Raw genomic sequence first — 24,638 nt, 5'->3', positions numbered from 1 at the left:
CGGGACGAAGGGTCGGTACGGTGACGCGGATCACTCTGGTCGAGGGTGACATCACGGAGCAGCAGGTGGACGTGGTGGTGAACGCCGCCAACTCCTCGCTGCTGGGCGGCGGCGGGGTGGACGGCGCGATCCACCGCAAGGGCGGACCGGAGATCCTGGCCGACTGCCGACGGCTGCGCGCCGGGCACTACGGCAAGGGCCTGCCGACCGGCCGGGCGGTGGCCACCACGGCGGGCCGGCTGCCGGCCCGCTGGGTGGTGCACACGGTGGGGCCCGTCCACCTGCCGGAGGAGTACGAGGAGCGGGCCGGGCTGCTGGCGTCCTGCTATCGGGAGTCCCTTCGGGTCGCGACGGAGCTGGGCGCGCGGACGGTGGCCTTCCCGGCGGTCTCGACCGGGGTGTACGGCTGGCCGATGGAGGACGCGGCGCGGATCGCCCTCGCGACGGTGGTGGAGGTCGTGGACGGTGGGTCGGAGCTGACCGAGGTGCGGTTCGTGCTGTTCGGGCCGGAGGCGTACCGGGCGTTCGAGCATGCTGCCGGGCAGCGGGGCTGACGGAGGATCGGGACACCGCGGGCCGCTCCCGCGGTGCCTCCATGGTGGCGTGACGAGGTGTCGGCACACCAGAGGTATTCGATAACTCGTTCGAGTGAATCGGTCCGGACGGACACCCGGGCTGTCGAACGGACGGCCGAGCCCCGGCGCTACGGCGCCAGCGCGCTCCACGGCACCGTGACCTCGCCCTGCCGCCACCGCCCGCGCGCGTCCAGCAGCGGCCAGCTCCCGCCCAGCGCCCGGCAGGCGGCCACCCAGCGCTGCCTGGCGCCGAACGCCCCGTACGGGGCCGCCGCCGACCAGGCCCGGTCGAAGTCGGTGAGGAAGGCGTGCACCGGCCGACCCGGCACGTTGTGGTGGATCAGCGCCTTCGGCAGCCGCTCGGCCAGGTCGGACGGCCGGTCCAGGCCGCCCAGCCGGGCCGCGAAGGTGACCGTCCGGGGCCCCTCGGGGCCGAGCGCGACCCAGACGTGCCGCCGCCCGATCTCGTCGCAGGTGCCCTCGACCAGCAGCCCGCCGGGCGCCAGCCGTCCGCACAGCCGCTCCCAGACCGCCGCCACCGCCCCCTCCTCGTACTGCCGCAGCACGTTGGCGGCCCGGATCAGCAGCGCCCGCTCGGCGCCGTCCAGCGGGACCTCGAAGCCGCCCCGGCGGAAGGTCAGCAGCGGCGGCTCGGCGTACGGCAGCGCCGCCGCGACCCGCTCGGGCTCGATCTCGATGCCGACCGTCCGGACGTCGGGGCGGACGGTGCGCAGCCGGCCGGACAGCTCGACGGCCGTCCAGGGCGCGGCGCCGTAGCCGAGGTCCACCGCCACCGGCGGCCGGTCGGCGGAGCGCAGTGCGGGGCCCAGCGTGTGGGCGATCCAGCGGTCCATCCGGCGCAGCCGGTTGGTGTTGGTGGTGCCCCGGGTCACCGTGCCGACCGGTCGGCCCCGCCGCCCACGGGCGGCGGAGCTGGAGGGATCGAACGAGGCGGCCATGCCCAGCAGCCTACGGCCGGGCCGTCGGGCGGTCCCACCAGGTGGACGGGAATGCCGTCCACCCCCCCGGCGGTTGTCACACTGGATGAATGCCCGCGGCCGCTGGCCGGCAGACGGGGAGCAACGAAGGAGGCCTCCGCAGGTGACTCAGCACCCTGCTCGAACGGCTCGCCGTGCCCAGCTCCTGCCCCCCGCCCGGGGCCGGTTGCAGGCCCTGGTGGGTGGCCGTTCGCGGCGGCCTCGCCGGATCGCCATGCTGAGCGTGCACACCTCCCCGCTGCACCAGCCGGGCACCGGCGACGCGGGCGGGATGAACGTCTACATCGTCGAGCTGGCCAAGCGGCTGGCCCAGCTGGACATCGAGGTCGAGGTCTTCACCCGCGCGATCAGCTCGGACGACGCGCCGACGGTCGAGCTGGCGCCCGGGGTGCTGGTCCGGCACGTCACGGCCGGCCCGTTCGAGGGCCTGGTCAAGGAGGACCTGCCCGCCCAGCTGTGCGCCTTCACCCACGCGGTGCTGCGCACCGAGGCGGGCCACCGGCCCGGCCACTACGACCTGGTGCACTCGCACTACTGGCTGTCCGGGCAGGTCGGCTGGTTGGCCGCGCAGCGCTGGGGCGTGCCGCTGGTGCACACCATGCACACCATGGCCCGGGTGAAGAACGCCGCGCTGGCCGAGGGCGACACGCCCGAGCCGGCCGCCCGGGTGATCGGCGAGAGCCAGGTGGTCGAGGCCGCCGACCGGCTGATCGCCAACACCGCCGAGGAGGCCGGCGAGCTGGCCTTCCACTACGCCGCCCGGCCGGACCAGCTCGCCGTGGTGCACCCCGGCGTCAACCTCGACGTGTTCCGCCCCGGCGACCGGCAGGCCGCCCGGGCCCGGCTCGGCCTGCCGCAGGATGCCGCCGTGCTGCTCTTCGCCGGCCGGATACAGCCGCTCAAGGCGCCGGACGTGCTGCTCCGGGCGGTCGCCGTGCTGCTGGACCGCGAGCCCGAGCTGCGCCGTCGGCTGGTCGTGCCGGTGGTCGGCGGCCCGTCCGGCAGCGGCCTGGCCAAGCCGGAGAGCCTGCAGAAGCTGGCCGCCGAGCTCGGCATCTGCGACGTGGTGCACTTCCACCCGCCGGTCGGCCAGGCCGAGCTGGCCGAGTGGTATCGAGCGGCCACCGCCCTGGTGATGCCCTCGTACAGCGAGTCCTTCGGGCTGGTCGCACTGGAGGCGCAGGCCTGCGGCACCCCGGTGGTGGCGGCCGCGGTCGGCGGCCTCCCGGTCGCGGTCCGGGACGGGCGGACGGGCTCCCTGGTGACCGGCCACGACCCGCACGACTGGGCCAGGGCGCTGCGCCCGTACGTGACCGAGACCGAGCTGGTGCGCCGTCAGGGGGCGGCCGCCGCCGCCCACGCGGCGGAGTTCGGCTGGGAGACCGCCGCGGCGAGCACCGCCGAGGTGTACACCACGGCGATGCACCGCTCCGGGCTGCGCGGCGGTCTGCGGCTGGCCTGAGCCGGGCCGACGCTGACGGGGAGTCAGCACGCCGGGCCCCGGTACCGCCGAGTAACGTCTCCCCCATGGCAATCCGTACCAAGGACGACGCCCTCGGGCTGCTCCGGACCGCGCTGGACGAGGCGGGCGTGGCCTGGGAGCCCGCCGCGACCGATCCGTACACGCTGGTCGCGACGCTGCCCGGGACGCGCAAGCTGGCCACCCCGTGCGCGCTCCGGGTCGGCGACCACACCCTGTCGGTGAACGCCTTCGTGGTCCGTCGCCCGGACGAGAACCACGAGGCGGTGTACCGCTGGCTGCTGGAGCGCAACACCAAGCTGTTCGGGGTCGCGTACGCGATCGACGCGCTCGGTGACGTCTACCTGGCGGGCCGGCTGCCGCTGGAGGGGCTCAGCACCGACGTGGTGGACCGGCTGCTCGGCACCGTGCTGCAGGGGGCCGACGAGCCCTTCAACACCCTGCTGGAGCTGGGGTTCGCGACCGCGATCCGGCGCGAGTGGGCGTGGCGCACCAAGCGCGGCGAGTCCACCGGCAACCTGGCGGCCTTCACCCACCTGGCCGGTCCGGTCGACGAGCGGCCGGAGACCGACTAGACGCCGGCCCGGGCCGGTTCCGCCGCCACCACCGGCACCGGCTCGGCCGGTGTCCGACGGCCGAGCAGCAGGAAGCCGCCCGCGGCCGCCGTGCCGAGGAGCGCGCAGGTGCCCCAGGCCGCCACGCCGCCGCCGTACTGGAGCAGCAGCGCGCCGCCGACCGGGCCGACGAACATCGCGAGCGACCAGGACAGCGAGTACACGCCCTGGTAGCGCCCCCGGGCCCGGGCCGGGGCCAGCTCGGCGACCAGCGCCGTCATGGTCGGCGCGTTCATGATCTCGCCGATCGTCCAGACCGCGACCGTGAGGGCGAAGAACCAGACCGACGAGCCCGCGAACATGGTCAGCCCGAAGCCCCAGCCGATCAGCAGGGCGCTGGCCAGCAGCAGCCCGGTCCGGTTCCGGCCCTGCATGAGGCGGGTCAGCGGGAGCTGGAGCAGCACGATCAGCAGGCCGTTCAGGCTGATCACCAGGCCGTACTGGGTGGCGGTGATCCCGGCCAGTCCCATGTCCACGGCCAGCGTGGTGCTGCCCTGCTGGGCGACCAGGGCGAGCAGCAGGTTGATCCCGACCACGGCCATGAACCGGCGGTCGGTGAACACCGTGCCGAGGTGCACCGCAGGCTCGGCACGCTCGGCGGAGCTGACGGCCGGCCTGGTCTCCGGGATCTTCACGAAGACCAGCACCGCGCAGAGCAGGGTGCTCAGCGCGTCCAGCAGGAAGAGCGTCAGATAGCCGCCCGAGGCGATCACCCCGGCGGCGGCCGTCGAGACGCCGAAGCCGATGTTGACCGCCCAGTAGTTCAAGGAGTACGCCCGCACCCGGTCCTCGGCGGGCACCAGGTCGGCGATGATCGCCGAGATGGCCGGCCGGGAGGCGTTGCTGGCCAGTCCGACCAGGAAGACCATCGAGGCGATCGCCACCGGCCCGTCGGTGAAGCCGAGCACCGCCACGCTGACGCCGGTGCCGAGCTGCGCCGCGAGCAGGGTCGGCCGCCGCCCGATCCGGTCGGTCAGCACGCCGCCGCCGACCGCCGCGATCGCCGAGCCGAGGCTGAACAGCGAGGCGACCAGACCCGCGTACGCCGCCGAGTAGCCCCGGTCGACGGTGAGGTAGAGCGCCAGGAAGGTAACACTTCGTTAGACCGTATGGTAGTCGCGATCCTGCGGCCGGTTGAGCGTTTCCGGGGAGTCGGCCAATCCACCTGCGTTGACGTGCGAAAACATCCCGGCGTGCCCTTGCAGGGTGAACGAGCTGAGCCCCTGCGGCCCGGGGGACAGCAGGGGCTCAGCTCGTGCTCGCTCGGGTAGGTCAGACGGGGAGGTTCCAGCCGGGGCCGTTCTCGGTGCTGATCCACACCCGTTGGCCGGTGTCCGAGATGGTGATTCCGAATGCCTCTTGGTGGGGCTCACCGGCCTTCTGCCACTCCTCGACGGCCTGCTCGACCTGGTCCCAGAGTCGGAGCGGACCGCGCTGAATGACGGTCCACCCCCCGTCGGGGTGCGGCGCCGTTCGGGCCTGTGAGCCGGTGGAGACGTCGGAGAGAATCTGTGAGGCGCCCATACCCATCCGCTCGGCGGAGGGGGCGGCGAGCTGGGCAACCCAACCGCCGGTCCACGTGCTGATGATCTCCGGGTCGATCCGGGTCGGACGCTCGTCACCGGGCAACAGGTTCAGGCTCTGGCGCGGGGGCCGGTCGTGCGGCCGGGCGACCATGAAGGATGTCCACCCGGGCAGGAACCGGCCGGTGGCGCGGCCGGGGTCGGTGACGGTCAGCAGGGCGAGACCGTAGGCGAGAGACCAACCGGAGAGAGTGACGAGGATCTTGCCGCCCGGCTTCACCTGGTACAGCCACGGCAGGGGGATGTACCGGACCGCGCAGGTGGCGATCAGCCGGTCGTACTGGCCACCGTCGGGGTCGCCGCGCAGTCCGTCGCCGACGATCACCCGGGGCCGGTAGCCGGCCGCCTGCAGGGCCGCGCTGGCTGCTGCCGCGACGACGGGGTCGTACTCGATGGTGGTGATGTTGCTATCGCCGAGCCGGTGTGCACCGAGCGCGGTCGAGTAGCCGGTGCCCATGCCGATCTCGATTACGCGGTCACCGGGTTGGGCGTCGACCTGCTGCCACATGTCCAGGACGAGCGAGGGCAGGGTCGAGGACGAGCTCGGAACGCCGCTCACGTGCTCGTTGCCGGTGTCGGTCGGGCGGGTGGTGCCGTCGAACTGGGTGATCAGGGTCTGGTCGGTGTAGATCCCTTCCAGCCATCCGGCATCGTGGGCGTGCACGCCCCGGTAGGCGGTGGGGGAGCTGTCGGGCACCGGTGCGAAGTAGGACCCGACGAACAGCTCTCGGGGAACCGCTTCGGCCGCCTTGCGCCACGCGGGATCGGTGAACGTCCCTCCGGCGTCGAGCTGGTCGACCATGGCGGCGCGCAGTTCAGCGGATCGGGTCATGCGTCCTGGCCTTTCTGGAGTTGGTCAGCGATGGCGTGGGCGACCGAGTCGGTGACCGAGTCGGGTTGCCATGCCCACTGTCCGTTGGGGTTGCACTCAAGGAAGAACCAAGCACCGTCGGCCGTGACGGCGAAGTCGAACGCGCCGAACACGAGCCGGAACCGGTCGAGGTAGGCGACCACGGCGCGCGCGACCGGTTCGGGCACGTCGATGGGGGCGCACCGCATGAGGGCCTGCCGCTTGCGCCAGTCCAGATCGGGACTGTCAATCCGGGTGCCGAACAGCTTGTCGCCGACGGCCGTAACCCGGACGTCGAACGCCTTCTCCACCCTGGCTTGGAACAGATGTGGGCAGGTGGCCACGGCGTCGGTGATCTCGTGCCCGCGAACTTCCCGTACCCACACCTGCTGTGATTTGCCGTCGGTCCCCTTGTAGGGGGTGTTCCACAACGGCTTGTAGACGACGCTGCTGGCCTGCCAGCTCACGAACTCGCGTGCTTCTGCAGGGTCGTTGGTAATCAGCGTGCTGGGGACCGAGAGGCCGCAGTGCTGGGCAGCGGAGAGCTGGGCAGGCTTGTACTCGGCCGCTCGGTTGCTCCACGGGTGGTTGACGTAGTGCGCCCCGGGGAGGGACGCCAGGATGCCGCCTGCTCCCCAGAAGGACTGAGAGGCGGCGAACCGTCGCTCCTGCCCGTCGAGATCGGCCGGCCCCTCGTAGGGGGAGGGACGGCGCGACCAGACGGACCGAACGCGGGTGAGGTCGAGCTCACGGCTTGGGGTGCGCAGGGTGCCGCGCTGGTCGCCGGTGCGGTACGTGGCGATCAGCGCGGCATCCGTGTGCAGGTCGGTGCCGGGGTCGAGCCGGACCACCGGCACGTGGCGCTCCGCGAGGATGCGCAGCACCACGTCGGCGGTCACGTCGTGATCGTTGGTCAGCACCAGCACCGACCCGCTTTGGTCGGTCATCAGCTACTGCTCTGGTCCTGGTCATAGGACTCGTGCGAGTCAGCGTCGCTGGGTGCGGTCTGGCCCGGGCCCTTGCCGTCGCCGCCCCCGGTGCTGGTGGGCGTCACGCCGCTGGTGCTGGTCCCGTGGGTGCCGAGCTCGACCGTGCGGCCGTGTTCGTCCACGATGACGGCGATCTGCGTTTCGGGGTCGATCAAGGGGGTGAGCGCGGGCACGGGCGCAGTTTCGGCGTACGGCGCCATGCGGGTGGTGCCCCAGGGGGCCAAGGGGTTTCGCGGTGTCATCGTGCGACTCCTCTGCGTGGACTGTCCGTTGGGATGACCTTCCCCCACGGGGGTGGGGGCGTTCAAGCCCGCCCCGGCTTGTCGTGGTTCCAACTCGGCTAGCCGGAGCAGGTGTTCGCGGTGGTCTACAGCCGCAAGGGCCGGCCGGGCTGGTTGTTGGCGAACGTGTGGAGTAGGTCCGCTGTCATTTCCGTTCGGCCGGCGAGCAGTGTGTCGTTCGCGCCGGACATGTACGCCTCTCGTATGGCCTGCGTGAGCCGGTCATCGAGTCGTATCCGACCGGCTCGGCGTGCTGCTGCGTGGAACTCGGCCATGCCCAAAGCGTGTGCGAGCCGCTTGGCGTCGGCCCATTCGAGTGTGGCCGGGGTGATGGTGGGCACAACTGCCCTTTCTTGCGGTGCGGTTGATTGGTAGCCGGTGCGGACGGTGGGGCGGCGGCGGGCGGCGGTGGTGCCGGCCGCCCTGCCGTGAGGGGAGAAGCGGCAGGGCGGCCGGAGTTCAAGGGGTGGCGCGGGGCGGGTCGCGGCGGGGGAACCGGGTCAGCAGCGTCCGCGTGTACTCCGCTGCTCCGTCGGTGAGTTCGACGTAATGGTCGATCGGGTCGCCGGCATAGACGGTGTCGGTGGCGCAGCCGCTGCACCAGACGTGGCCGGTGTCGAGATCGCGTAGGTCCGGCGCCTTGGTCTTGCACCAGTAGCAGGCGCGGCGGTGTCGGCCTCGTTTGGACGAGTGCCTGCCGGTCAGGAGGTGACTCCGAGCACGGCGAGCTGCTGGCGGCGGTGGATGGGGGCGCCGGCCTGTACGGGGTCGAGCTCTGCGAGGAAGGCCAGGACGGCGGTTCTGGTGTCCTCGACGATGGACTCGACGGGGTGTCCGCTGAGACCAGGCGGGAGCGCGGCACGGAGCTCGGGACGCTCGGCGGCGGCGTCGAGCACCTGCTGCAGCACCCAGTGCCGGGTCAGAAGTTGCACGCCGAACGTGATGTGCGCGGACGGCGCGTCGGTGGTGTGACCGTAGTGGACCCACCCGCGCGGGATGAACAGTACTTCGCCGGCCCGGAGGGTGACGGGGATCGCGTTGGTGTGGACGTCGGCGAGCTGCTCGGGGGTGAAGCCGACGGCGGTCCAGCGGTGGCGGTCGAGCGGGTCGTCGACGATCGGCGGGTGCAGGTGCCAGTGCTTGGCGCCCTCGACCTGCGCGAGCAGCACGTGATGCGTGTCCCAATGCGGCCCGTAGCCCTCGGAGTTGGGGGGTGTCAGGTACGCGTTTGCGGTGACCGGGTGGCCGAGCTCGGAGGAGAGTACCCGCGCTGCCTCGCGCAGAGGCGGCCACGTGAGGTGTAAGCCGTTGAGTACAAGGGTGTGGGTGCGGTGGTCGGCGTCCGGGGGGATCGCGGCAGGAGCACCACGGTGAACCATGCCGAGCTCGACGGGCCGCAGCGCGGGATCGGCGACGATGCGCCGAGCGGCGTCGCGGTTGAACATTGCGGCGAGCTTGTCGAGGTGGCGCGGGTAGAGCACCGGGCCGGCGGGCCAGGCGTCGAGGAACTCGCGCGGGGTGTCGACGAGTTGGTCGAGAACGGACATGACAGCTCCAGAGCGCGCAACAGAATCAGGGGCGGGGTGTCTGCGGCTGCGCGCCGCCGCAGACACCCCGGCTGGTGGGGGACCTAGGCGACGAGGTGGTCGAACTGCCCGTCCTTGGCGCCCGCGATCATCGCCCGGAGCTTGGTCGGGGTCGAGACGATCGGCGTCTGGCTCTCGTCCGTCGTGATGCCGATCGCGATGTTCCCGTCGGCCATCAACGCGAAGCCGATGCTGTCGTCGAGCTGGTTGACGTTGGACTTGTCCGACTTGATCCACGACAGGTCGGGGAACGCGGGCGGGTTGTAGTTCAAGACCTCAACGGCGTTGCTCATGGTGCCTTCTCCCTTCGGAGGGCGGCCGGCCCGCCGGACGGCGAACCGGAGAACAAGGGGGCGCGCGCCAGGGCAGCACTCACCCGCGCACGGCGAACGTGCACCGTGCGTCTTGGGTGGGCCCAGGGCGAGCTAGGGGATGGCCTGCGGCGCGGTTGTCGCGGGGTGACTCCGGCGGCCGGTGGCGGTGCCGTACGGCGGTGGAAGCTGACGCGCCGGAACGACTTGCAAGGGCCGTATGCGCAGCCGGTGCGCATCGCACCCGATGAAGACCAGCGCGGCCGTGAGCCCGCACCGGTCGAGGTGTTCGGCGACCGAGTCGGCCGTGAGAAAGGTGTCGAGGAACGCCCGGGCCTGCGGCTCAAGCGGGAGGGCGTCCAGCCACTGCGCCCCGGTCGCGAGTGCGGCGGGCAGATCCGGGCAGACAGTCAACTCAGCCAGGCCGTCAAGCTCGACGACAACCGGCCCGGAGTACAGGCCAAGGGCCGTACCGGATACGCCTTGAACTACACCCACCGTAGACATGGCTCTGCCCCACATCACGTCGGCCGCCTGACTGGCTGCGCTTGGCGGTTACGGTAGACCTACCGTGCGTGATGGAGCAAGAGTGCTCCCAAAATCGGAGCAGCCCCTCACTCGGTGGGGTGAGGGGCTGCTCGTGTTGGGGCGGGTCAGTCGGAGAAGTCGCCGAGGTGGTCAAACTCCCCGCGCTTTGCGCCAAGAAGGAACTTCGCCCACTTGCGGGGGGTCGTGCGAATGACGATATCCGGATCGTCGGATTCGCGAACCTCGACCGACCCGTCGTTACCGAATCTGGCCTCCACGCACTCATTCGAATTCCCGGTGTCCGTAGACCGCTGCCACTCGTTCATGCTGTCTAGCCCTTCAGTTCTTTCATGATGCGGAGGATAAAGTCACGGGACGCTTGGGGCGAGAGTGCAATTTCTCGCACGTCGGCAAACATTGCCCGGTAGGTGCGCAGCTCGGATTCGGCATGGATGAACTGAGGACCTTGCGTCAGGTCGATTTGAACCGTGTCGAGCTCGGGTACGCCCCCTGCCGCGATGCACAGGTTTTCGCCGGCGCCAGGGAAGGTGTCAACGTCAAACGGGATCGCCTGCACTGTCACGTTCGGGCGTTCGGAGTCGTCGAGGATGCTGCCAAGCTGTTCGCGCAGCACGATCGGCCCGCCGAACTGCATGCGCAGAGCGGCCTCATGAATCAACATCGTGTAAGGCATGCCGTCGAGCACGGCCACCTGCCGCCGCACGCGGAAAGCCGTTCGAGATTCAAGGTCATGGCGGGGTAGCGGGGGCCTGATTCGAGCGAAAACTGCCTCGGAATAGCGGATCGTTTGGGCGAGCCCGGGGACGTAGGTAGTACCCCAGGAGGTGATCCCCTGGCCCTCGTCCTTGTTGGCGTAGTGTTCCATCTCTGCGATATCCAGGAATCCGGCCGGAAGCCTGCCCCGGTACTCGTCAAACCACCGCTTGCCACGATCTTGCACCATGACAGCAAGAGCGCCGATAAGGGCCTCATTGCTGCACTTGCTGGCGGAAGCCCATGAGTGCAGGCGGGGCACGCTGATACCCGACTTCCCGGACTCCATTTGGGAGACCTTGGGAGGCTCGATCCCCAACGCCGCTGCCATGGCGCCCGGGGTCATGCCCGCATGCTCGCGCATCTTGCGCAGCTCAAGGCCGACACGCTGCTGACGGACTGTGGGTGACAGGCGGGGTGGCATGCGGCCCTTCCTTGGTAGGTGCAAGCCAGTGTGCCGCGCGCCGCCGGAGCAGGTCCACCCGGATGGGGGCCAGCGCACCATTGAGAGGCTGTCTCCCGAAACGGTAGCAAGATTTGCCCCTCATGCCGTACGGTTGGCGTCGCGCCGCTCGGTGATGGGCCGTCAGTTGTTCCGAAGTGCACCCCGGATCGCGGGCAGGTAGCCGGTGCCTGCCCGCGTGAGCACCAGAAGGGGCACGCCACGGCGAGATGGGTCGCTCCGAGCACCTACACCCCAGGAGACTGGAGATCCGTACATGCTGATTCCTTTGGTGCGCCCGCCGGACGTCGGTTTCGCTGAATTCCGCTTCGACTTGGCGCCGCCTCCCCATCCCCATGCGGTCGCGGCCGTCCGGCACTTGTTGCGCGATGCGCTCGCCGTGATCGGCCTCAACTCGGACGCGCCGTGCTCCCTGCTTACCGAACTGCTCACCAACGCCATCCGGCACGGGGGTGCTCCCTCCGTGATTTTGGATCTGTACGACGGACAGTTGTTCATCGTTGTGACGGACCCCTCGACGCGCCGGCCGACCGTACAGGTGGAGAACGGCCAGGAGGAGAGCGGGCGCGGCATGGCTCTGGTTCAGGCGCTTGCGGACGAGTGGGGCGTCGAGGAAATCGGACAGCGCGGAAAAGCGGTGTGGGCGCTCATCGCTGCGGCGTAGCAGCGAACACGCAGCCAATGGCGCTGCGCTGTAAGTCAATTGATGGGCATTCAAGTGCTGGGAAGTGTGGTTGAGATGAGCCAGAGTGGCAGGCCCCCGCGTATAGCCGCAACGGCGGCGAGTGATGTCGAGCTGGTGTTCCCGCTCGGTTCGGCGGTCCGAGTGGCGGCGCGGGTTGAGAGGGAGGTGCGCCTGCAGCCGGGCGACATGCTGCACCTTGAACTCACCCGCGATCAGGCGGACATGGTGACCCGTGACGGTGCGGTGTGGCTGGGATACCGGCTGACCGACGGAACGGTGCTGACGAGCGGCTCCGGGGGTGCGAAGTGAGTTGGGTGCTGGCGGTCGAGCTGTTCCTGCTGGTGCTGTGCGCGATGGGGGCGGGTGCTGTGCTCGGCGCTGCGGTCACTCATGGCACCGACGACTACGAGGCCCGGGAGCGTGCGGGCGGTCGGCAGCCGTACGCGCTGCCCGACTCGGCGCGGCCGGTCTCCTCGGGGCCCCTGATGACCCACCGTTGGCCGACCTACCGGCCGGTGATGGCGGACCGGCCGTTAGCTGACGCCAGTCTGTGAGACTTCCGCCCCACCGTAGGTAGCCCGGGGCGGTAGGCGGACGAGACCCCACTCCGGCCGCGAGGCGTCCCTCCTGGCGCGGGAGGGACGCCGCAGAAGAACGACGCGCGCTACAACGACGAAATGCCCCCGTACCGGCATCGGTGCCGGTACGGGGGCGCATCACTGTCTATCTACAGGGGGGTGTCGAGGTGGCGGGTTCGGTGGTCGACGCGGTCGACGGCGTCACGGAGCGAGCTGCCCGAGTTTGGGTGCAGCTCGTGCTCGACCTTGGCGAGAGCGTCCTCGATGGCGCAGAGCCTGCTCATGACGCCCGGGCGGGCGGGCACTCCAGGCCGTCCGGTGGTGCCGGTCCAGTCGTCGACGAAGTCCTCGACCTTGCTGGCGAGCTGGCGGGCGGAGCGGGTGAGACGCCAGAGCAGGCCGGCCGCCGCGCCTACGGTGGCGATGGCGCCGCACCACAGCAGCAGTGCGTCGAGGTGGCCGGCGGGGGTCACTCGGCGGTGTCCTCCTCACTGTCCGGGGCGGGGGTGCGCAGCCAGGCCGGGAGCAGGGCCTCGACGACGGGCAGGGCCATCACGCGCGTGACCGCAGTGGCCACGGTGAGCGCCAGGGCGACGCCCGGCAGGGTGTCGGGGATGCCGGCGGTGGAGACGAGCAGGGGGAGCGCGGCGAGCAGGCCGAGCACGGTCTGCAGGGCGGTGCGGACGGTGCGGCGGGTGGTGTCGGTCAAGGTGGTTCCTCCGTCTGTGAGTTGGTGGTCAGGTTCGGGGTGCGGTCCACGCGGCGGACCAGGTGGCGGGCCCGATGATCGCGTCGGCGTCGAGCCCCTTCTCGGACTGAAAGGCCCGGGCCACACGGGCACTGGCGGGGCCGAACACGCCGTCGACGTCCAGCGACCACCCCCGGTCACGCATCCGCTGCTGCCACTGCCGGACGTCGTCGCCGCGCAGGTACGGGGAGCGCAGGGAGATGTACCGGCCGGGCCAGGCCGGGAAGCTCGGCACGGGCGGCGGGGTGACGGGCGGGGTGGGGGTGTTGAGCAGCTCGGCGGCCCGGGCGATGATCCGGCCGCGCTGCGCCTTGCGGATCTCGCCGGGGCAGTCGGGGTGTCCGCCCCACGCACGGCCGCCGGCCCCGTGGAAGGTGAGGCCGCGCTCGGTGGTGGAGTCGACGACGCGCAGGGGCCAGCCCCAGAGCTCGGCGCCCCAGGCGTAGATCCGGGCGACGCCCTCGACCTGCTGCTCGGTGAGCGGCTGGTCGGGGGTGCCCTCGGTCTCGACGCTCGCGTACGCGCTGTTGCCTGCGCCCTGCGCCCACGCGCGGTCGCTGCCGGTCTCGACGTACTGCTCGATCACGCCGGTGCGGCTGACCCAGAAATCCGAACTGGCCTGGCTGCCGCTCTGGTTGAACCACCCGAACGGGCTGGTGTCGTCGGCCTGTACGTGCAGGACGAGGCCGCGCTGCTCGGTTCGGCCGCCCGGGGTGCGGTTGATGACGGGGCGCCAGACGGCGTTGGGCATACGGGACAAGGAGGTTCCTCCGGACATGGGAAAGCCCCCGGGCCGGTGCGGCACGGGGGCGGGGAAGTGGTGGGGTGGGTTAGGACTGGGAGCCGACGACGGCGACCGGGCAGACGCGCACGCGGCCGGTGCCGGATACGCGCCAGGCCCGGATTTCCACGCTCACGCCCTGCATGTACTCGCCGGGGCAGACGGTCGGACCGTCGGCCCAGAAGTCCCATCCGCCGTTGGTCTGGTGGACGGCGCCCCAGGGGTTGCCGTCGATGTAGACCTGGCAGCGGCCGACGGTTCCGGCGTCGGCCTGCAGGTAGCCGGTGACGTTGAGCTTGGGGTGCAGGCGGATGTGCGCGCCGGTCCACAGCTCGTTGGGGCTGCCCTGGTCGGTCCAGGCGTAGAGGTTGGTGTCGTTGGTCGGGTAGAGCGGGGTGTGCAGCCAGGGGCGGGCGAGTCCGCCGGCGACCCGGTCCTCGGAGAAGATCGTGTTGCCGCGCGAGTCGTAGATGTCGACGCCCTGCGGCTCGGGCCCGCCGCTCCACACGGACATGGCCAGCGAGCCATCCTCACGCCGGACGAGTAGGCCGTACTGCGGGCTGCCGTCGGGGTGTGCGGGGGAGATGCCGCCGATGTGCAGCACGTCGGTTCCGTCGCCGTCCTGGACGGTCAGGGTGCCGCCCTCGGCGATGACGACGCGGCCGTGCTGGATCTGGTCGGACGGGGGCCGGGTCTGCCCTCGGCCGGCGATCTCTCGCACCTGCCGCTCAAGGTCGCGGATGCGGTCGAGCAGGTCCTGCGGAATCGCGGCCAACTAGGAAGCCTCCAAAAGCAGTCGGGCCGATTCGGGTCGACCTCGTTGGGGTGGAGTGACGGACCAGCCGACGATGCGGTGCCGGCTGTTCATGCCCTCGGGCCACCACAGATCGGTGATCCGCAGTCGGGCGGTGGCGCCGAGCAGCGCGGGAGTGATCGAGCCGTCGAGACGCACGGTGACCTCGGGCATGGCGGCCGGCCGCAGCCGGGCAGCGGCATCGGCTCGGGCGTGCGCGTCGAGGGTGGCCTGCTGCTCAACGGTGGTGTAGTCCGAGCTGCCGTCGAGCCGGGGCCAACCGGCCTCGACGTCGGCGGCGTTGACGACCGGATGCGACATGAGCGGCGTACTGGCTGCGGTCTGGTTGCGGTTGGTCGAGGAACCCCTGCTCTGCCAGGCGTTGGCCTGTCCGGTGGCGTCGGTGGGCCAGGAGTAGGACAGGACCGGCCCGGGGTGGGTGAGCACGATGTCGCGGGCACCGGACCGGATGACCGGGGAACCGAGCTGCAGTTGCTTGACCCTGCGCCCGGCCGGGTCACGAACGGAGGCGATCCGCCACTCGAACCCACCCTCGACCTTGGCGAGTTGGTCGATCAGGTCCCGCACGATCGGCAGGTCGAACCGCGAGTACGTCCGGTCCCGCAGGGTGCCGCTCGTGTTGGTGGTGTGCTCGATGCCGATGTCGCCGCCCGGCAGTGCCGCGCAGTAGTCGACCAGGTTGCGGACGATGTCGAACTGATCGAGCTGCGTCGCGAGTTGGGAGTCGTAGAGCATCCGGCGCGCGAGGTAGCTGTCCCAGGTGGCGGCCTGCAGGTTCAGGGTGGAGTACCCGCGCGGGTCGCTGGCGCGGTTGGTGGTCCACAGGATGCCGCCCCACCACAGGTCGCCGCCGCGCTCGACCCACAGGGCGGTACGCCCGGGCACCAGGGATTCCCGGGCCCGGGCGGCGAGCTGCCGGTCGGTGATCCGCACGGCCGCCGAGAGCGCCCCTGTCTTACCGAGGTACTCGTCGAACGTGACGTCCCACAGGGGTAGGACGTCGAGCAGTTGGTCGGATCGTAGGTCGCAGATCAGCACCCGGTACGGGGTGTACAAGGGGGTCGGGGTGAGCATGGAGACACCCACCCCCTTGCACCGTCACACGCACTCGTAGGTGACGGTCCAGCCCAAGACGATGTTGTTGCCGGTCGCCACGGGGACCAAATTCGACACGTTGTCCGCCGAGCCGGCGCTCGCGTTGGTCTTGGCGGTGAACCCCAGGGCGGTGCCGCTCGGCGGGACGGCCGCCACCGTCAGCCAGTTGTTATTGCCGAGCTGCGCGAAGCTCGCCGCGCCCTGCGTGATGACGCCGTTGTTGGCGGCCTGCACGGGTAGCGACATGTTCCAGATACCGGCGCCGCCGTTGGTGGTGCTGCCGGTGCGCAGGGTGCCGGCGTAGGTGATGGTCTTCCCGACCCGGGTGTACCGGCCGACCAGTGTCCCGTTGCCGAGAATGGGGTTGGTGGTGCTGGCCGTCCACACGGGAGTGAAGGCGGTCCACGCGCCGAGCGGCACCCACGCCGTTCCGGACCAGCGTTCGGGGCCGGTGGCACTGTCGCGGTACTGGCCGGCGTACGAGCCGGACGCCAGGGTGCCCGGGGCGATCCCGCCGAGCGCGGCCGGGTAACCGACCCATGCCGAGCCGGACCAGCGTTCGATCCGGGCGCCGGTGTCGCGGTACTGCCCGATGTAGGCGCCGGGGTCGGTGCTCGCGTCGGGGCGGACCCCTCCGACCGCCACGGTGTAGACGCGAAGATCGGTCAAGGCCGATGCCCAGGTGATGCCGCCGTTGCCGACGGACGCGCCCACGGGCACGCGCACCTGCCACAGCGGCAGCGAGCACGCCGGGGTCGCCGGTCGCTGCGGTGAGGCGGCCGGCGTGCCCGGGACGATCTCGACTGCCGCGATGTTCTTGCCCGACAGGTCGTAGAGCTGGTCATAGACGCGCAGCACGACTAGGTCGAGGCGGTCCCACTGCGCGGAGCCGGGCGCGAAGGTGAGCACTTCCGGCTCGGTCACGGCGACGGGGTAGGCGCCCTGCACGAGGGTGCCCTGCACGACGGCGCGGCCGACGGAGAGGCTTGCCTGCAGAGGGGCGGTGCCGGTGAGGTTCAACGGGTTGCCGCCGGGGGTGATGCCGGGGGCGGTCGAGGTGGGGCCGGCGGGGGTCATGGTGCCGGTGGGGGCTGCGCGGGTGTCGGCCCGGGTCTGGCCGGCCGGTGGCAGCCAGGCGGCGCGCACGGTCAAGGGGAGTGCCTCCTTACAGGTAGGCGTGACGCCAGCGCAGGACTGCGCGGGCGGCCGGGTCGACGGGCGCCCCGGGCGCGGCCCGGAACGCGAACACGGACTCGCCGGGCCGGACGACGAGCAGCTGCTCGGGCGCGCTCAGGTTGGTGACGGTGTCGAGCCGGGAAGCCCCGCCGAGCGTGACCGTGCCGTTGGCGGAGTCGATGAGCAGTTCCTCGCCCGGGCCGAGCTCGATGTCGTAGGACCAGGTCCGGCCACTGCCCATGTCGGTCAACGACGGGCCCGATACCGGCCCCCGGAAAGCCAGTTGGGCGGGGGCGTCGGCGTCGCCGCCGTTGCGGGCGGTCAGGGTGCCGGCCGAGCCGGCGGTGCCGTAGTCCAGCGAGAGCAGACTCTCGACGTAGGGACTCGGAACGGTCAGCGTCGACGCCCCGATCGGCACGGTGGCCGGGTTCGGGACGGCTGACCATTCCATGATCGGCCGCACGTACGCGGAGCGGGCCGGGGCAACGGCGGTCACCTGGTCGAGGGCCCCGTACGACGAATCGACGTAGTCGCCGGCGGAGTCGATCCACTCGACGCTGACGCGCGCGCCGGTGGGGAGCTGCAGCGAGCGGAACGTCACCGAGTCGCCGGGCCGGACGGCGAAATACTCGGTCTGCCCGTCCGGCCCGACCCACGCGAGCTGTGCTGTCTCGGCGCCGGTGGCGGCCGTGACGATCACCGTGGCGGCGCCGCCGGAACTGCCGAGCGTGAGCCCCTGCAGGGCCCACCACGCGGTGAGCGGGACCTGTCCGGCCGCCTGCGCCTGCGGCAGCACCTGCACCGGACCGGCCGGGGCGAGATGCCAGTCGAGGCCCGACTCGTCCCTCGGCAGAGACGTCTCGGCGCTCTGCTCGTCGAGGGAGTACCGGCGCGGGTCGGTCGCCTCGAACTGCAGCGCGCAGCCGGTGATCGTCCCGGTGCGGTAGCTCTTGGTGACCGGTACGCCCTGGCGCAGGCACCGGGCCCACACCATCAGCGGCCCGCGCTCGTCCAGGTGGACGACGAGCGGCTGCTCGTCCTGCCGCAGCGTGGTACCGGCCTTGAACCGGCCGACTGTGGCGCCGAGTTGGGCAAGGGTCGAGCGGATGGTGATCCCGACAACGGTGATCGTGCGCGGCTGTGGCAGCAGCTCACCGGGGTAGGCGCCGGGGGCGGAGGGCCGGTTGGCGGTGCCGGAGTCGTAGGCCGGGGAGTCCTCCCACCCCGGTAGCTCGCGCCAGCGATACGGCGTTCCCGGGCCGAGCAGGAGGTCGCCGAACTGGATGTGCCCGGGGGCGGTGACCCGGTCGCCGGGCGCCACGTCACCACCCCCGACCCTTCATCTGCCACGCGAGCGCGGCGGCCGTCTGGTCGGGCGACTGGTCAGCGGTGGCGTGCCAGTTCTCGATGTTCACCAGCGGCCCACCGCCGGCCGGCCCGAACGGGTCCGAGCCGCCAACGGCGAGTGCGGGCTGCACAGTTGGGGCGACCCGGACAGCGGCGGTCAGTGCCGGGGTGTCCGGGATGTCGACCAACTCGCGCATGGTGCGAGCGAGTTGAGGCTGACCGGACTCGATGCCGGACACGATGCCCGCCGGAATCCACCGGCCGACCGAGCGCGCGAGCACCCGTGACGGCGAGTGGATGCCCAACGCCTTGGCGATCGGCCCGGGAATCTGCGACTTGGCGAAGCTGATCAGCTTGTCGCGCAGCCACCCGCCCATGCCGGAAATTCCGTCCCAGATCCCGCGCACGACATCGCGCCCCTTGTCGATCAGGAGCGAGCCGAGATTCCCGATTCCGTCGGCGATCCGCCCGGGTAGCCCCCGGACGTAGTCGACCAGCGCGCCGGCCTTGTCCGCCACGCCGGTTCGGATCGAGTCCCAATGCCTGATGATCAAGCCGACCAAGGTCCAGTTAAGGAAGAAGTCGACGAGCCGCTGAGGGATTGCCTTGACGAAGTCAACGACCGCATTCCAGGCGGTCGACGCGCCGTTCTTGATGGAATCCCAGTGCTTGATCAGCAATCCAGGGAGAGAGAAATTAATGAAGATATCGACGAGGAATCCGGCCACCTGCTTGATCTTGGTCCAGATCCATTCCCAGGCGGCGGCGGTCGCGCTGCGGATCGTGTCCCAGTTGGCGACGACGAGCGCGACCAGGGCGACGACGGCGGCGATGATCCACCCGACGGGGCCCATGGCGAGCACCCACGCGGCGGCCATCCGCGCGGCCTGTAGAAGCGACTGGGTACCCATGAGCACCCAAGCGGCGACCACCCGCACGGCCGCCCCTGCGGCGGCGAGACCCTGCGCCAACCAACCGGCCAAGATGGTGACGTTGGTCGCCAGGAACGAGGCGCCGCCGGTGACGGCCGCCGCGCTCTGGGTGATCCAGCCGGTGACGACGCTCGCCGTGGTGGTGGCCGCTTGAACAGCGAGCTTGACCAGCGTGGGCAGCATCACCAGCGTGATCACGCCAGCGACCACGGAGAACGCCGTGCCGTGCTCACGTACGAAGTTGGCGCCGGTGGCGAGCTTCCCGCCCACTGTTCCGAGCCCGTCGGCGAACGCGAGCAGCGCGGGCACGGCCCGGGAACCGAGCACCTCGACGAGCCCCTGCTGCAGCCCCCGCGTGAACTCCGTGAGTCGGGTCGACGCGTTGTCGCGCATGGTGTCGCCGGCCTTGGCCGCCGCTCCGTCGACGGCGCCCAGGGCCGCCGTAGCGGATGAGGGGTCCAGCGAGAAAAGCGCGCGGGAAAGGTCCTCGGCCTGCGTGCCCAGAAGGGCAACGGAAAGCCGAGTGCGCTCCGCAGGGTCGGTGACCTTGCGCAGCCGGTCCATGATCTGGTCAAGCGCAGCATTCGCCGCCGGCCCGCCCTTGGTGAACGCGACGGCGAGCTGCTCGGCATTCAGACCAATGGACTTAAGCCCCTCCGCGGCGCTGCCGTCCTTGACCTTGATATTGAGTTCTTTGAATGCGTCGGCGACGATATCCGCGTCGCGCGCACCGGCCTGCAATCCCTGATGGATAAGGCCCATCGCTTGCTTTGCGTCGACACCCAAATCCCTAAACTGAGTGGGATATTCGTTGAAGGTGTCGAGCAAATCCTCGGCCGCATTGTCGCCGAGCTGAGTACCGCGTACGAGAACGTCGAACGCCTCGTCGGCGGATTTGGCCATGCCCGTCTTGAGCATCTTTCCGGCGGTGACGGCGGCCTTGCCGACGTCCTCACCGAGGATGTCGGCGACCTGCTGCAGCCGGCCGCCCACCCGGGTCAGCTCCTCGGACGTCGCGCCAGCAGGTACGAGCCCCTGCTGCCACAACCCCTGGAGAGCTTCGTTGGCGGCCTCGACGCTCTCGGTGTAGCCCTTCGAGTAGAGCGCGCCGGCGGCCTGGCCGAGCTGCTTGGACTGCTCGGGAGAGGCGCCGAGCTTGGCGGCGAGTAGGTCGGTTCCCTTGTCCTGCTGGACCGCCTCGGCGAGTCCGGCCATGAGGGCGCCGCCGATCGCGCCACCGATGATCAGGCCGGGAACGGCCCGCAGTGCGTCACTGACGCGCGAGCCGGCTTCCTTCCCTCCGTGCTCGGCTCCGTCGGCGAGCGCGTCGCCGAGCTCGCGCCCGGCTTCCCGTCCGCCGTGCTCGGCCTCGTCGACGATCACCCGGGCCGTACGGCGCATCCCACTCTCGGTGCGCCGCAGGCCCTGCTCGACGCCGGAGTCGTCGACGTCGATCGTGGCGAGCAGCTCGCCAACCGTGAGGGTCACCTGCTCACCCCCTCGGCAGTACTACGGGCCTACGGGCCGGCGGGCACTCCGGTGATCGCGGCAATATCGGCCGGGTCGTCCACCACGCGCGGCGTGCGGGCCCACAACTCCCGGAACCGGGAGTGCTCGTCGAGGCCGCCGAGCAGCACCACGAACCGCCGCTCGGACAGGCCGGCGACCTGCTCGGCACTCAGGTGGTAGGTGCGGGCGAGATCGGACTCGACGGCGGCCCAGTGCGTCAGGACCGCCGTCCAGAGCCCCCCGGCTGCTTCCGCTTCGTCCCCTGCTTCGCGCGGCGCTGCTCCCGGTTCTGCGGGGCCGGCGCCGCTTGGGCTTTTCCCTGTGCCTTGGCGGTGGACTGCTGGTCGTGCAGCTCGGACGCGCGTGCCATGGAGACGGAGCCGGGGGTGCGGACGTTGGCGGCGGCCCAGATCAGCACGACGCCGAGCTGCCGGTCGGTCATCCCCTGCTCGGCCCAGTGGTCGAGGGCGTCGACACCGACCAGGGTCCGCAGGATCGCGCGGACGTCGTCGGGGTCCTCCGAGCTCTGCAGCCGTTCCATCTGCAGTGTGAACATGAGTGGCAGCGAGTCGGGGAGGGTGTAGCGCCGGCTGTAGAGGACGAGCTCGGCGCGGGGTCGGGCGGTGTCCTGCTCGGCGAAAAAGGCGTCGAAGTCGGCGACGTCCGGGGCGAGTTCGGGCTCGGCCTGGTCGACGTCGTCGAGGTAGGTGTCGCTCACGAGCCACCCCCGGCCGGTGGGGTGACGGGGGCGGTGGTGGGCTTGCCGCTGCGGGTGATCGTCGCCGACCACGATGTCTTGGCGTTGGTCTCGCCGCCCTGCTCGCCCGGGGTGACCGTGGCGTCCCAGACCACCCATGTGGTCTGGGAGCGGTGGCGCCACCTGACGGGGTTGTGGGAGTCGGCGCCGAGCCGGTAGGCCCACACGTTGTCGACGTACGCCTGCGCGGCGTCCTGCTTGCCAACCTTGTCAGCGGCGAACCTCGACTCGACGGACAGGGTGGCGCCGCGCTGCATCACGTCCTGCGACGCGAACCCCTCGTCGTCGAACGAGGTGGTGTCTTCGGTCTCTTCGGACTCTCCGGGGGCGTGGGTGAACGAGGTCAACAGACCGAGACGGAGCCACGTCTCGGGGGTGGCGGTCAGGTCTTGTACTTCGATCAGCCACCCTCGGGCGTCGATCGGGCGTGGAGTTGTGGCGCTCGCCACGAACTCACCTCCTAGGTAGGGCGGTTGGTGGCGGCCTCGACGTCGAGGCGGAGATTCAGCACGTGCTCATGGCGGCCGGCGCTGTCGACGCCGAGCGGGTAGGGGGTCTGCTGTGCGACGCACAGCACCAGCCACAGCCCCCCGGGCAGTTCGACACCGGCGAGCCCGTGAAGGGCGGAGAAGATCGCTTCCGCACGGGCACGGGAGATCCGGGGGTCGGCGGTGCCGCGCACCCGGACCTGCAGCGACCGCTCGTCCCACCCGTTCAGCGGGTCGGGTTCGCCGGCTCCGTAGAGGGTGAGCTGCACGGCCCGGTCGGGTAGTTGGGGCAGCGTCTCGACGAACGTGTCGCCGCTCGTGCCGGCGGGGTCGTAGGTCAGCAGGCCGGCGGCCTGCAGGTGGCGGGCGAGCGAGTCGAGCAGGTCAGCCACGCAGCGACCGTCGGACGGCTGCGGCGATGATGTGCGCGACCGTCCCGGCCTCGTCGAGCAACGGCTGTTCGAGGTACTTCGCGGAGCGGCCGGCGTCGTGCTGGGCGGTCATGTCCTCGTGCACCCTGACGGCGTAAGGCGTGTCGTAGGAGACGGCGGCGGCGAGCTGCTGCTCGTCAACGGACGCCACGCCGGAGCGTTCGAGGGTTCCCTCCTCGATCGGCACGCGCTGCCGGGACCGCTGCAGGACGTGCTCGGCGGCGGCCCGCAGACCGGCCGCAGCCCCTGCTCGCTCGGCCCGCAGTACGGCGTCGCCGGACCAGGTGAGACGGCCACGTTGGGGACTCACTCGCACACCACCTCTACGTGGGCGGGCACGGGCAGGCCCGGGGCGTCGAGCGTGGCCACGGAGATGGGCACCGTGGTCCGACCGGACGGGAGGGTGATCCGCGAGCCGGTCGGGACAGTGGTGCCGGGGGCGAGCAGTACCTGCGCGGTGCTGACGGTCTGTCGGCCGTCGGGGGCGCGGGCGAGCCGGATCGACTCGGCGACCAGGGCGGGCACCCCGGTCTGCTCCGGGCCGTAGGTCGGGCCGTAGGCGGAGTCACCGAGGTACGGCTCGATGGTGATGCGGTGGCGCAGCAGCCACCCGGGAATTCTGGTCACCCTGACTCGACCCCCCATCCGGTCAGGCCGGCTCGCTGCAGGGCGCGGCGGGCACGGGGGGCGAGATCGACCGCGCCGCCGGCCGGGGCCGGGGCGGACGTCGACAGGGAGATCGAACCGGCGCTCACGGACTGCCAGCGGGACGCGGCGCCGGTGCCGTCGTCTCCGGCGGCGAGCTGGTACTCGACCTGCGCGCACGTGGCAGCGACCAGCGCGGCCACGTGCGCGGGGTCGGTGGGGGCGCCGGTGGAGTCGACGGGGTAGACGGCGTGCAGCAGCGCCGAGTCGACGTCTTCGGACGCTCGGGCGAGCAGCCGCTCGGCCCCGGGCGGGGCCGGTTGGCCGGTCCACTCGGCGAGTTGCGCGGGGGTGGCGTAGGCGGGGGTCAACTCCGCTCACCCCCAACCGAGTTACTTGGTGCGGGTGGTCCGGCCCTTCGCAGGGGCCGGCGGGGTCAGCTCGGCGGGGGTGTCGTCGAGCAGCTCGACGTCGTAGCCACGTCGCCGGAAGTACAGCAGGGCACCGGGCCCGGGGTCGGTGGCGGTGGCGTGCCCGTCGGTGAAGGCGACGCCGGCCACGACCCCGGTCCCGCCGTGCGGCGCGGTGATCGAATACTGCATCACTGCACCTTGATGTTCCGCAGGACGGCGGCGGCTCGGGTGGCCTTGAGCGCGACGGCCACGGGGCCGAGCTCTACCTCACCCACCTTGAGCGCGCCGGCGGTGGTGAAGTCCGGCAGCCACTGACGCACGATCGCGTCGCCTGTGGTCGACACCCCGTGGAATCCGTCGAGACCCAAGCGGATCGCGTACAGGTCGGTTAGGCCGGTGATGGTGCCGCCTGCTCCGGCGCCGTCGACGTCGCGGGACTCGATCGGGATCACCGGGTTGGAGCTGCCGGCGACCGCGCCCAGGTCGACGAACGGCACACCGTTGTACGACTCGACGGTCTGACCGAACGAGTTTTCGCTGCGGGTGTAGTAGCCGGCCCGACGTGCCAGGGAGCGAATCCGCGCGATCGTCTTGCGGTTGCCGAACAGGGCGGATGCGGTGCCGTCGAGCAGGGACAGGAACTCGTCGAGCACGTCGAGCGCCGTGTGCAGCTTGGCGGCGTCGGTGCCCAGAGCGGTGCCGGTCCAGTCGAGGGAGGCACCGGCGCCCATCTCGGTTGAGCTTCCGGCGAGTGCCTTGTCGAGGCCGTCGAACCCTTCCTCTTGGCCGGGGGTGGTGATCCTCTCCCCGTTGATGACCTGGTCGGAGAAGAACGCGTTCGCGCTCTTGATCGTCTGGTCCATCTGGAACGCCACTTCGGCGGACGCTGCGGGGCCGATGTTCGCGATCGTGCGGTCGATCTCGAACGCTCCGCCGAGCGGGGCCAGGTCGACGGTGTACCGCTGGCGCTTGGCCTGACCCTTGGGGTACTCGGTGTTCAGCTTTCGGAACGAGGCGGAACGTTCCTGCACGAGCCGGGTGTACCCGTAGGTGAGGGTCGCGCCGGCGCCGGCCGGGTTGACCGAGTTGTCAAAGGTCATGTTGTCGAGCAGCCACGAGGACTTCCGAAACTCGTCGATGACCTGCAGGGACACGTCGTCCTGCGTGTTGAGCCGCGCGTCGGCAAGGGTGATCGCCATAGGGCGTA

At 71.0% G+C, this 24,638-nt stretch carries 34 protein-coding genes; 6 read left to right on the top strand and 28 right to left on the bottom strand.

Annotated features, from left to right (window positions below; genetic code table 11):
- Positions 1–20 precede the first annotated feature (20 nt).
- A complete protein-coding gene (locus OHV05_RS15565) occupies positions 21–554 on the top strand; it encodes an O-acetyl-ADP-ribose deacetylase (RefSeq protein WP_405018199.1) in 534 nt (177 codons plus the stop codon).
- A gap of 149 nt (positions 555–703) precedes the next feature.
- Here OHV05_RS15565 and OHV05_RS15560 read toward each other — a convergent pair whose 3' ends face one another.
- The gene (locus OHV05_RS15560; protein ID WP_405018198.1) at positions 704–1,534 is read right to left on the bottom strand and encodes a class I SAM-dependent methyltransferase; all 831 of its coding nucleotides are present in this window, start codon (positions 1,532–1,534) and stop codon (positions 704–706) included.
- Between the two features lie 142 nt (positions 1,535–1,676).
- On the opposite strand from OHV05_RS15560, the gene mshA reads away from it, so the two are divergent.
- Together mshA and OHV05_RS15550 are read left to right on the top strand one after the other, a co-directional pair.
- Positions 1,677–3,035 carry a D-inositol-3-phosphate glycosyltransferase gene (mshA, locus tag OHV05_RS15555; protein ID WP_405018197.1) on the top strand — a complete coding sequence of 453 codons (1,359 nt, stop codon included), beginning with the start codon at positions 1,677–1,679 and terminating at the stop codon, positions 3,033–3,035.
- A gap of 65 nt (positions 3,036–3,100) precedes the next feature.
- Positions 3,101–3,628: a YbjN domain-containing protein gene (locus tag OHV05_RS15550; RefSeq protein ID WP_405018196.1), complete on the top strand. Its 528-nt coding sequence runs from the start codon at positions 3,101–3,103 to the stop codon at positions 3,626–3,628.
- Here the strand turns inward: OHV05_RS15550 and OHV05_RS15545 are convergent.
- The 10 genes from OHV05_RS15545 to OHV05_RS15500 all read right to left on the bottom strand — a co-directional run bounded on the left by OHV05_RS15545 (position 3,625) and on the right by OHV05_RS15500 (position 10,993).
- A complete protein-coding gene (locus tag OHV05_RS15545; RefSeq protein WP_405021473.1) occupies positions 3,625–4,752 on the bottom strand; it encodes an MDR family MFS transporter in 1,128 nt (375 codons plus the stop codon). The genes OHV05_RS15550 and OHV05_RS15545 overlap by 4 nt on opposite strands.
- 187 nt (positions 4,753–4,939) lie before the next feature.
- Positions 4,940–6,082, bottom strand: a complete 1,143-nt coding sequence (gene tgmC / locus OHV05_RS15540; RefSeq protein WP_405018195.1) for an ATP-grasp peptide maturase system methyltransferase — start codon at positions 6,080–6,082, stop codon at positions 4,940–4,942.
- On the bottom strand, positions 6,079–7,047 hold the full coding sequence (tgmB, locus tag OHV05_RS15535) for an ATP-grasp ribosomal peptide maturase (RefSeq protein ID WP_405018194.1): 969 nt from the start codon (positions 7,045–7,047) through the stop codon (positions 6,079–6,081). Before tgmB ends, tgmC begins: the two co-directional genes overlap by 4 nt.
- The gene (gene tgmA / locus OHV05_RS15530; protein WP_405018193.1) at positions 7,047–7,331 is read right to left on the bottom strand and encodes a putative ATP-grasp-modified RiPP; all 285 of its coding nucleotides are present in this window, start codon (positions 7,329–7,331) and stop codon (positions 7,047–7,049) included. Before tgmA ends, tgmB begins: the two co-directional genes overlap by 1 nt.
- Positions 7,332–7,456: 125 nt before the next feature.
- Complete coding sequence (locus tag OHV05_RS15525; RefSeq protein ID WP_405018192.1) at positions 7,457–7,711, bottom strand: hypothetical protein; 255 nt, start codon at positions 7,709–7,711, stop codon at positions 7,457–7,459.
- 360 nt (positions 7,712–8,071) lie between these two features.
- Complete coding sequence (locus tag OHV05_RS15520) at positions 8,072–8,917, bottom strand: JmjC domain-containing protein (RefSeq protein ID WP_405018191.1); 846 nt, start codon at positions 8,915–8,917, stop codon at positions 8,072–8,074.
- A gap of 83 nt (positions 8,918–9,000) precedes the next feature.
- Positions 9,001–9,249, bottom strand: a complete 249-nt coding sequence (locus OHV05_RS15515) for a DUF397 domain-containing protein (RefSeq protein WP_405018190.1) — start codon at positions 9,247–9,249, stop codon at positions 9,001–9,003.
- A gap of 132 nt (positions 9,250–9,381) precedes the next feature.
- The gene (locus OHV05_RS15510; protein WP_405018189.1) at positions 9,382–9,774 is read right to left on the bottom strand and encodes a hypothetical protein; all 393 of its coding nucleotides are present in this window, start codon (positions 9,772–9,774) and stop codon (positions 9,382–9,384) included.
- Positions 9,775–9,920: 146 nt separating this feature from the next.
- Positions 9,921–10,121: a DUF397 domain-containing protein gene (locus tag OHV05_RS15505; protein ID WP_405018188.1), complete on the bottom strand. Its 201-nt coding sequence runs from the start codon at positions 10,119–10,121 to the stop codon at positions 9,921–9,923.
- A 5-nt stretch (positions 10,122–10,126) separates the two neighbouring features.
- Entirely contained in the window at positions 10,127–10,993 is an 867-nt protein-coding gene (locus OHV05_RS15500) for a helix-turn-helix domain-containing protein (protein ID WP_405018187.1), read from the bottom strand.
- Positions 10,994–11,288: 295 nt separating this feature from the next.
- Here OHV05_RS15500 and OHV05_RS15495 point away from each other — a divergent pair, with 295 nt between their 5' ends.
- From OHV05_RS15495 to OHV05_RS15485, 3 genes are read left to right on the top strand one after another with little or no spacing between them, the layout of a single operon-like run.
- The gene (locus tag OHV05_RS15495; RefSeq protein ID WP_405018186.1) at positions 11,289–11,696 is read left to right on the top strand and encodes an ATP-binding protein; all 408 of its coding nucleotides are present in this window, start codon (positions 11,289–11,291) and stop codon (positions 11,694–11,696) included.
- 42 nt (positions 11,697–11,738) lie between these two features.
- Positions 11,739–12,026: a hypothetical protein gene (locus OHV05_RS15490; RefSeq protein WP_405018185.1), complete on the top strand. Its 288-nt coding sequence runs from the start codon at positions 11,739–11,741 to the stop codon at positions 12,024–12,026.
- Positions 12,023–12,271, top strand: a complete 249-nt coding sequence (locus OHV05_RS15485; RefSeq protein ID WP_405018184.1) for a hypothetical protein — start codon at positions 12,023–12,025, stop codon at positions 12,269–12,271. The genes OHV05_RS15490 and OHV05_RS15485 overlap by 4 nt, the downstream gene beginning before the upstream one ends.
- A gap of 173 nt (positions 12,272–12,444) precedes the next feature.
- Here the strand turns inward: OHV05_RS15485 and OHV05_RS15480 are convergent, their stop codons facing one another.
- From OHV05_RS15480 to OHV05_RS15400, 17 genes are all read right to left on the bottom strand, one after another.
- Positions 12,445–12,768, bottom strand: coding sequence for a hypothetical protein (locus OHV05_RS15480; protein ID WP_405018183.1), 324 nt, complete (start codon positions 12,766–12,768; stop codon positions 12,445–12,447).
- A complete protein-coding gene (locus tag OHV05_RS15475) occupies positions 12,765–13,004 on the bottom strand; it encodes a hypothetical protein (protein ID WP_405018182.1) in 240 nt (79 codons plus the stop codon). Before OHV05_RS15475 ends, OHV05_RS15480 begins: the two co-directional genes overlap by 4 nt.
- Before the next feature lie 28 nt (positions 13,005–13,032).
- Entirely contained in the window at positions 13,033–13,794 is a 762-nt protein-coding gene (locus OHV05_RS15470; RefSeq protein ID WP_405021472.1) for an N-acetylmuramoyl-L-alanine amidase, read from the bottom strand.
- Positions 13,795–13,873: 79 nt separating this feature from the next.
- Entirely contained in the window at positions 13,874–14,599 is a 726-nt protein-coding gene (locus OHV05_RS15465; protein ID WP_405018181.1) for a hypothetical protein, read from the bottom strand.
- The gene (locus OHV05_RS15460; protein WP_405018180.1) at positions 14,600–15,712 is read right to left on the bottom strand and encodes a hypothetical protein; all 1,113 of its coding nucleotides are present in this window, start codon (positions 15,710–15,712) and stop codon (positions 14,600–14,602) included.
- Between the two features lie 24 nt (positions 15,713–15,736).
- A complete protein-coding gene (locus OHV05_RS15455) occupies positions 15,737–16,885 on the bottom strand; it encodes a hypothetical protein (RefSeq protein ID WP_405018179.1) in 1,149 nt (382 codons plus the stop codon).
- Between the two features lie 13 nt (positions 16,886–16,898).
- Complete coding sequence (locus OHV05_RS15450; RefSeq protein ID WP_405018178.1) at positions 16,899–18,230, bottom strand: hypothetical protein; 1,332 nt, start codon at positions 18,228–18,230, stop codon at positions 16,899–16,901.
- A gap of 1 nt (position 18,231) precedes the next feature.
- Positions 18,232–20,676, bottom strand: coding sequence for a phage tail tape measure protein (locus tag OHV05_RS15445; RefSeq protein ID WP_405018177.1), 2,445 nt, complete (start codon positions 20,674–20,676; stop codon positions 18,232–18,234).
- A 29-nt stretch (positions 20,677–20,705) separates the two neighbouring features.
- Positions 20,706–20,828 (bottom strand): hypothetical protein, encoded by a 123-nt coding sequence (locus OHV05_RS15440; RefSeq protein WP_405018176.1) that lies wholly within the window; start codon positions 20,826–20,828, stop codon positions 20,706–20,708.
- 86 nt (positions 20,829–20,914) lie between these two features.
- On the bottom strand, positions 20,915–21,415 hold the full coding sequence (locus OHV05_RS15435; RefSeq protein ID WP_405018175.1) for a hypothetical protein: 501 nt from the start codon (positions 21,413–21,415) through the stop codon (positions 20,915–20,917).
- Positions 21,412–21,903 carry a phage tail tube protein gene (locus tag OHV05_RS15430; RefSeq protein WP_405018174.1) on the bottom strand — a complete coding sequence of 164 codons (492 nt, stop codon included), beginning with the start codon at positions 21,901–21,903 and terminating at the stop codon, positions 21,412–21,414. Before OHV05_RS15430 ends, OHV05_RS15435 begins: the two co-directional genes overlap by 4 nt.
- An 11-nt stretch (positions 21,904–21,914) precedes the next feature.
- Positions 21,915–22,334 carry a minor capsid protein gene (locus tag OHV05_RS15425; RefSeq protein ID WP_405018173.1) on the bottom strand — a complete coding sequence of 140 codons (420 nt, stop codon included), beginning with the start codon at positions 22,332–22,334 and terminating at the stop codon, positions 21,915–21,917.
- Positions 22,327–22,689, bottom strand: a complete 363-nt coding sequence (locus OHV05_RS15420; protein WP_405018172.1) for a hypothetical protein — start codon at positions 22,687–22,689, stop codon at positions 22,327–22,329. The genes OHV05_RS15425 and OHV05_RS15420 overlap by 8 nt, the downstream gene beginning before the upstream one ends.
- Positions 22,680–23,000, bottom strand: a complete 321-nt coding sequence (locus tag OHV05_RS15415) for a hypothetical protein (protein ID WP_405018171.1) — start codon at positions 22,998–23,000, stop codon at positions 22,680–22,682. The genes OHV05_RS15420 and OHV05_RS15415 overlap by 10 nt, the downstream gene beginning before the upstream one ends.
- Positions 22,997–23,389, bottom strand: a complete 393-nt coding sequence (locus tag OHV05_RS15410) for a hypothetical protein (protein ID WP_405018170.1) — start codon at positions 23,387–23,389, stop codon at positions 22,997–22,999. Before OHV05_RS15410 ends, OHV05_RS15415 begins: the two co-directional genes overlap by 4 nt.
- Positions 23,390–23,410: 21 nt before the next feature.
- Positions 23,411–23,620, bottom strand: a complete 210-nt coding sequence (locus OHV05_RS15405; RefSeq protein ID WP_405018169.1) for a hypothetical protein — start codon at positions 23,618–23,620, stop codon at positions 23,411–23,413.
- Positions 23,620–24,630 carry a major capsid protein gene (locus OHV05_RS15400; protein ID WP_405018168.1) on the bottom strand — a complete coding sequence of 337 codons (1,011 nt, stop codon included), beginning with the start codon at positions 24,628–24,630 and terminating at the stop codon, positions 23,620–23,622. Before OHV05_RS15400 ends, OHV05_RS15405 begins: the two co-directional genes overlap by 1 nt.
- Positions 24,631–24,638: the final 8 nt, after the last annotated feature.

It is taken from the genome of Kitasatospora sp. NBC_00070 (assembly GCF_045041205.1).
In the GTDB taxonomy this organism is placed as follows: domain Bacteria; phylum Actinomycetota; class Actinomycetes; order Streptomycetales; family Streptomycetaceae; genus Kitasatospora.
Note: the sequence above shows the minus strand (reverse complement) of the source record. Positions and strands in the feature narration are given on the sequence as shown.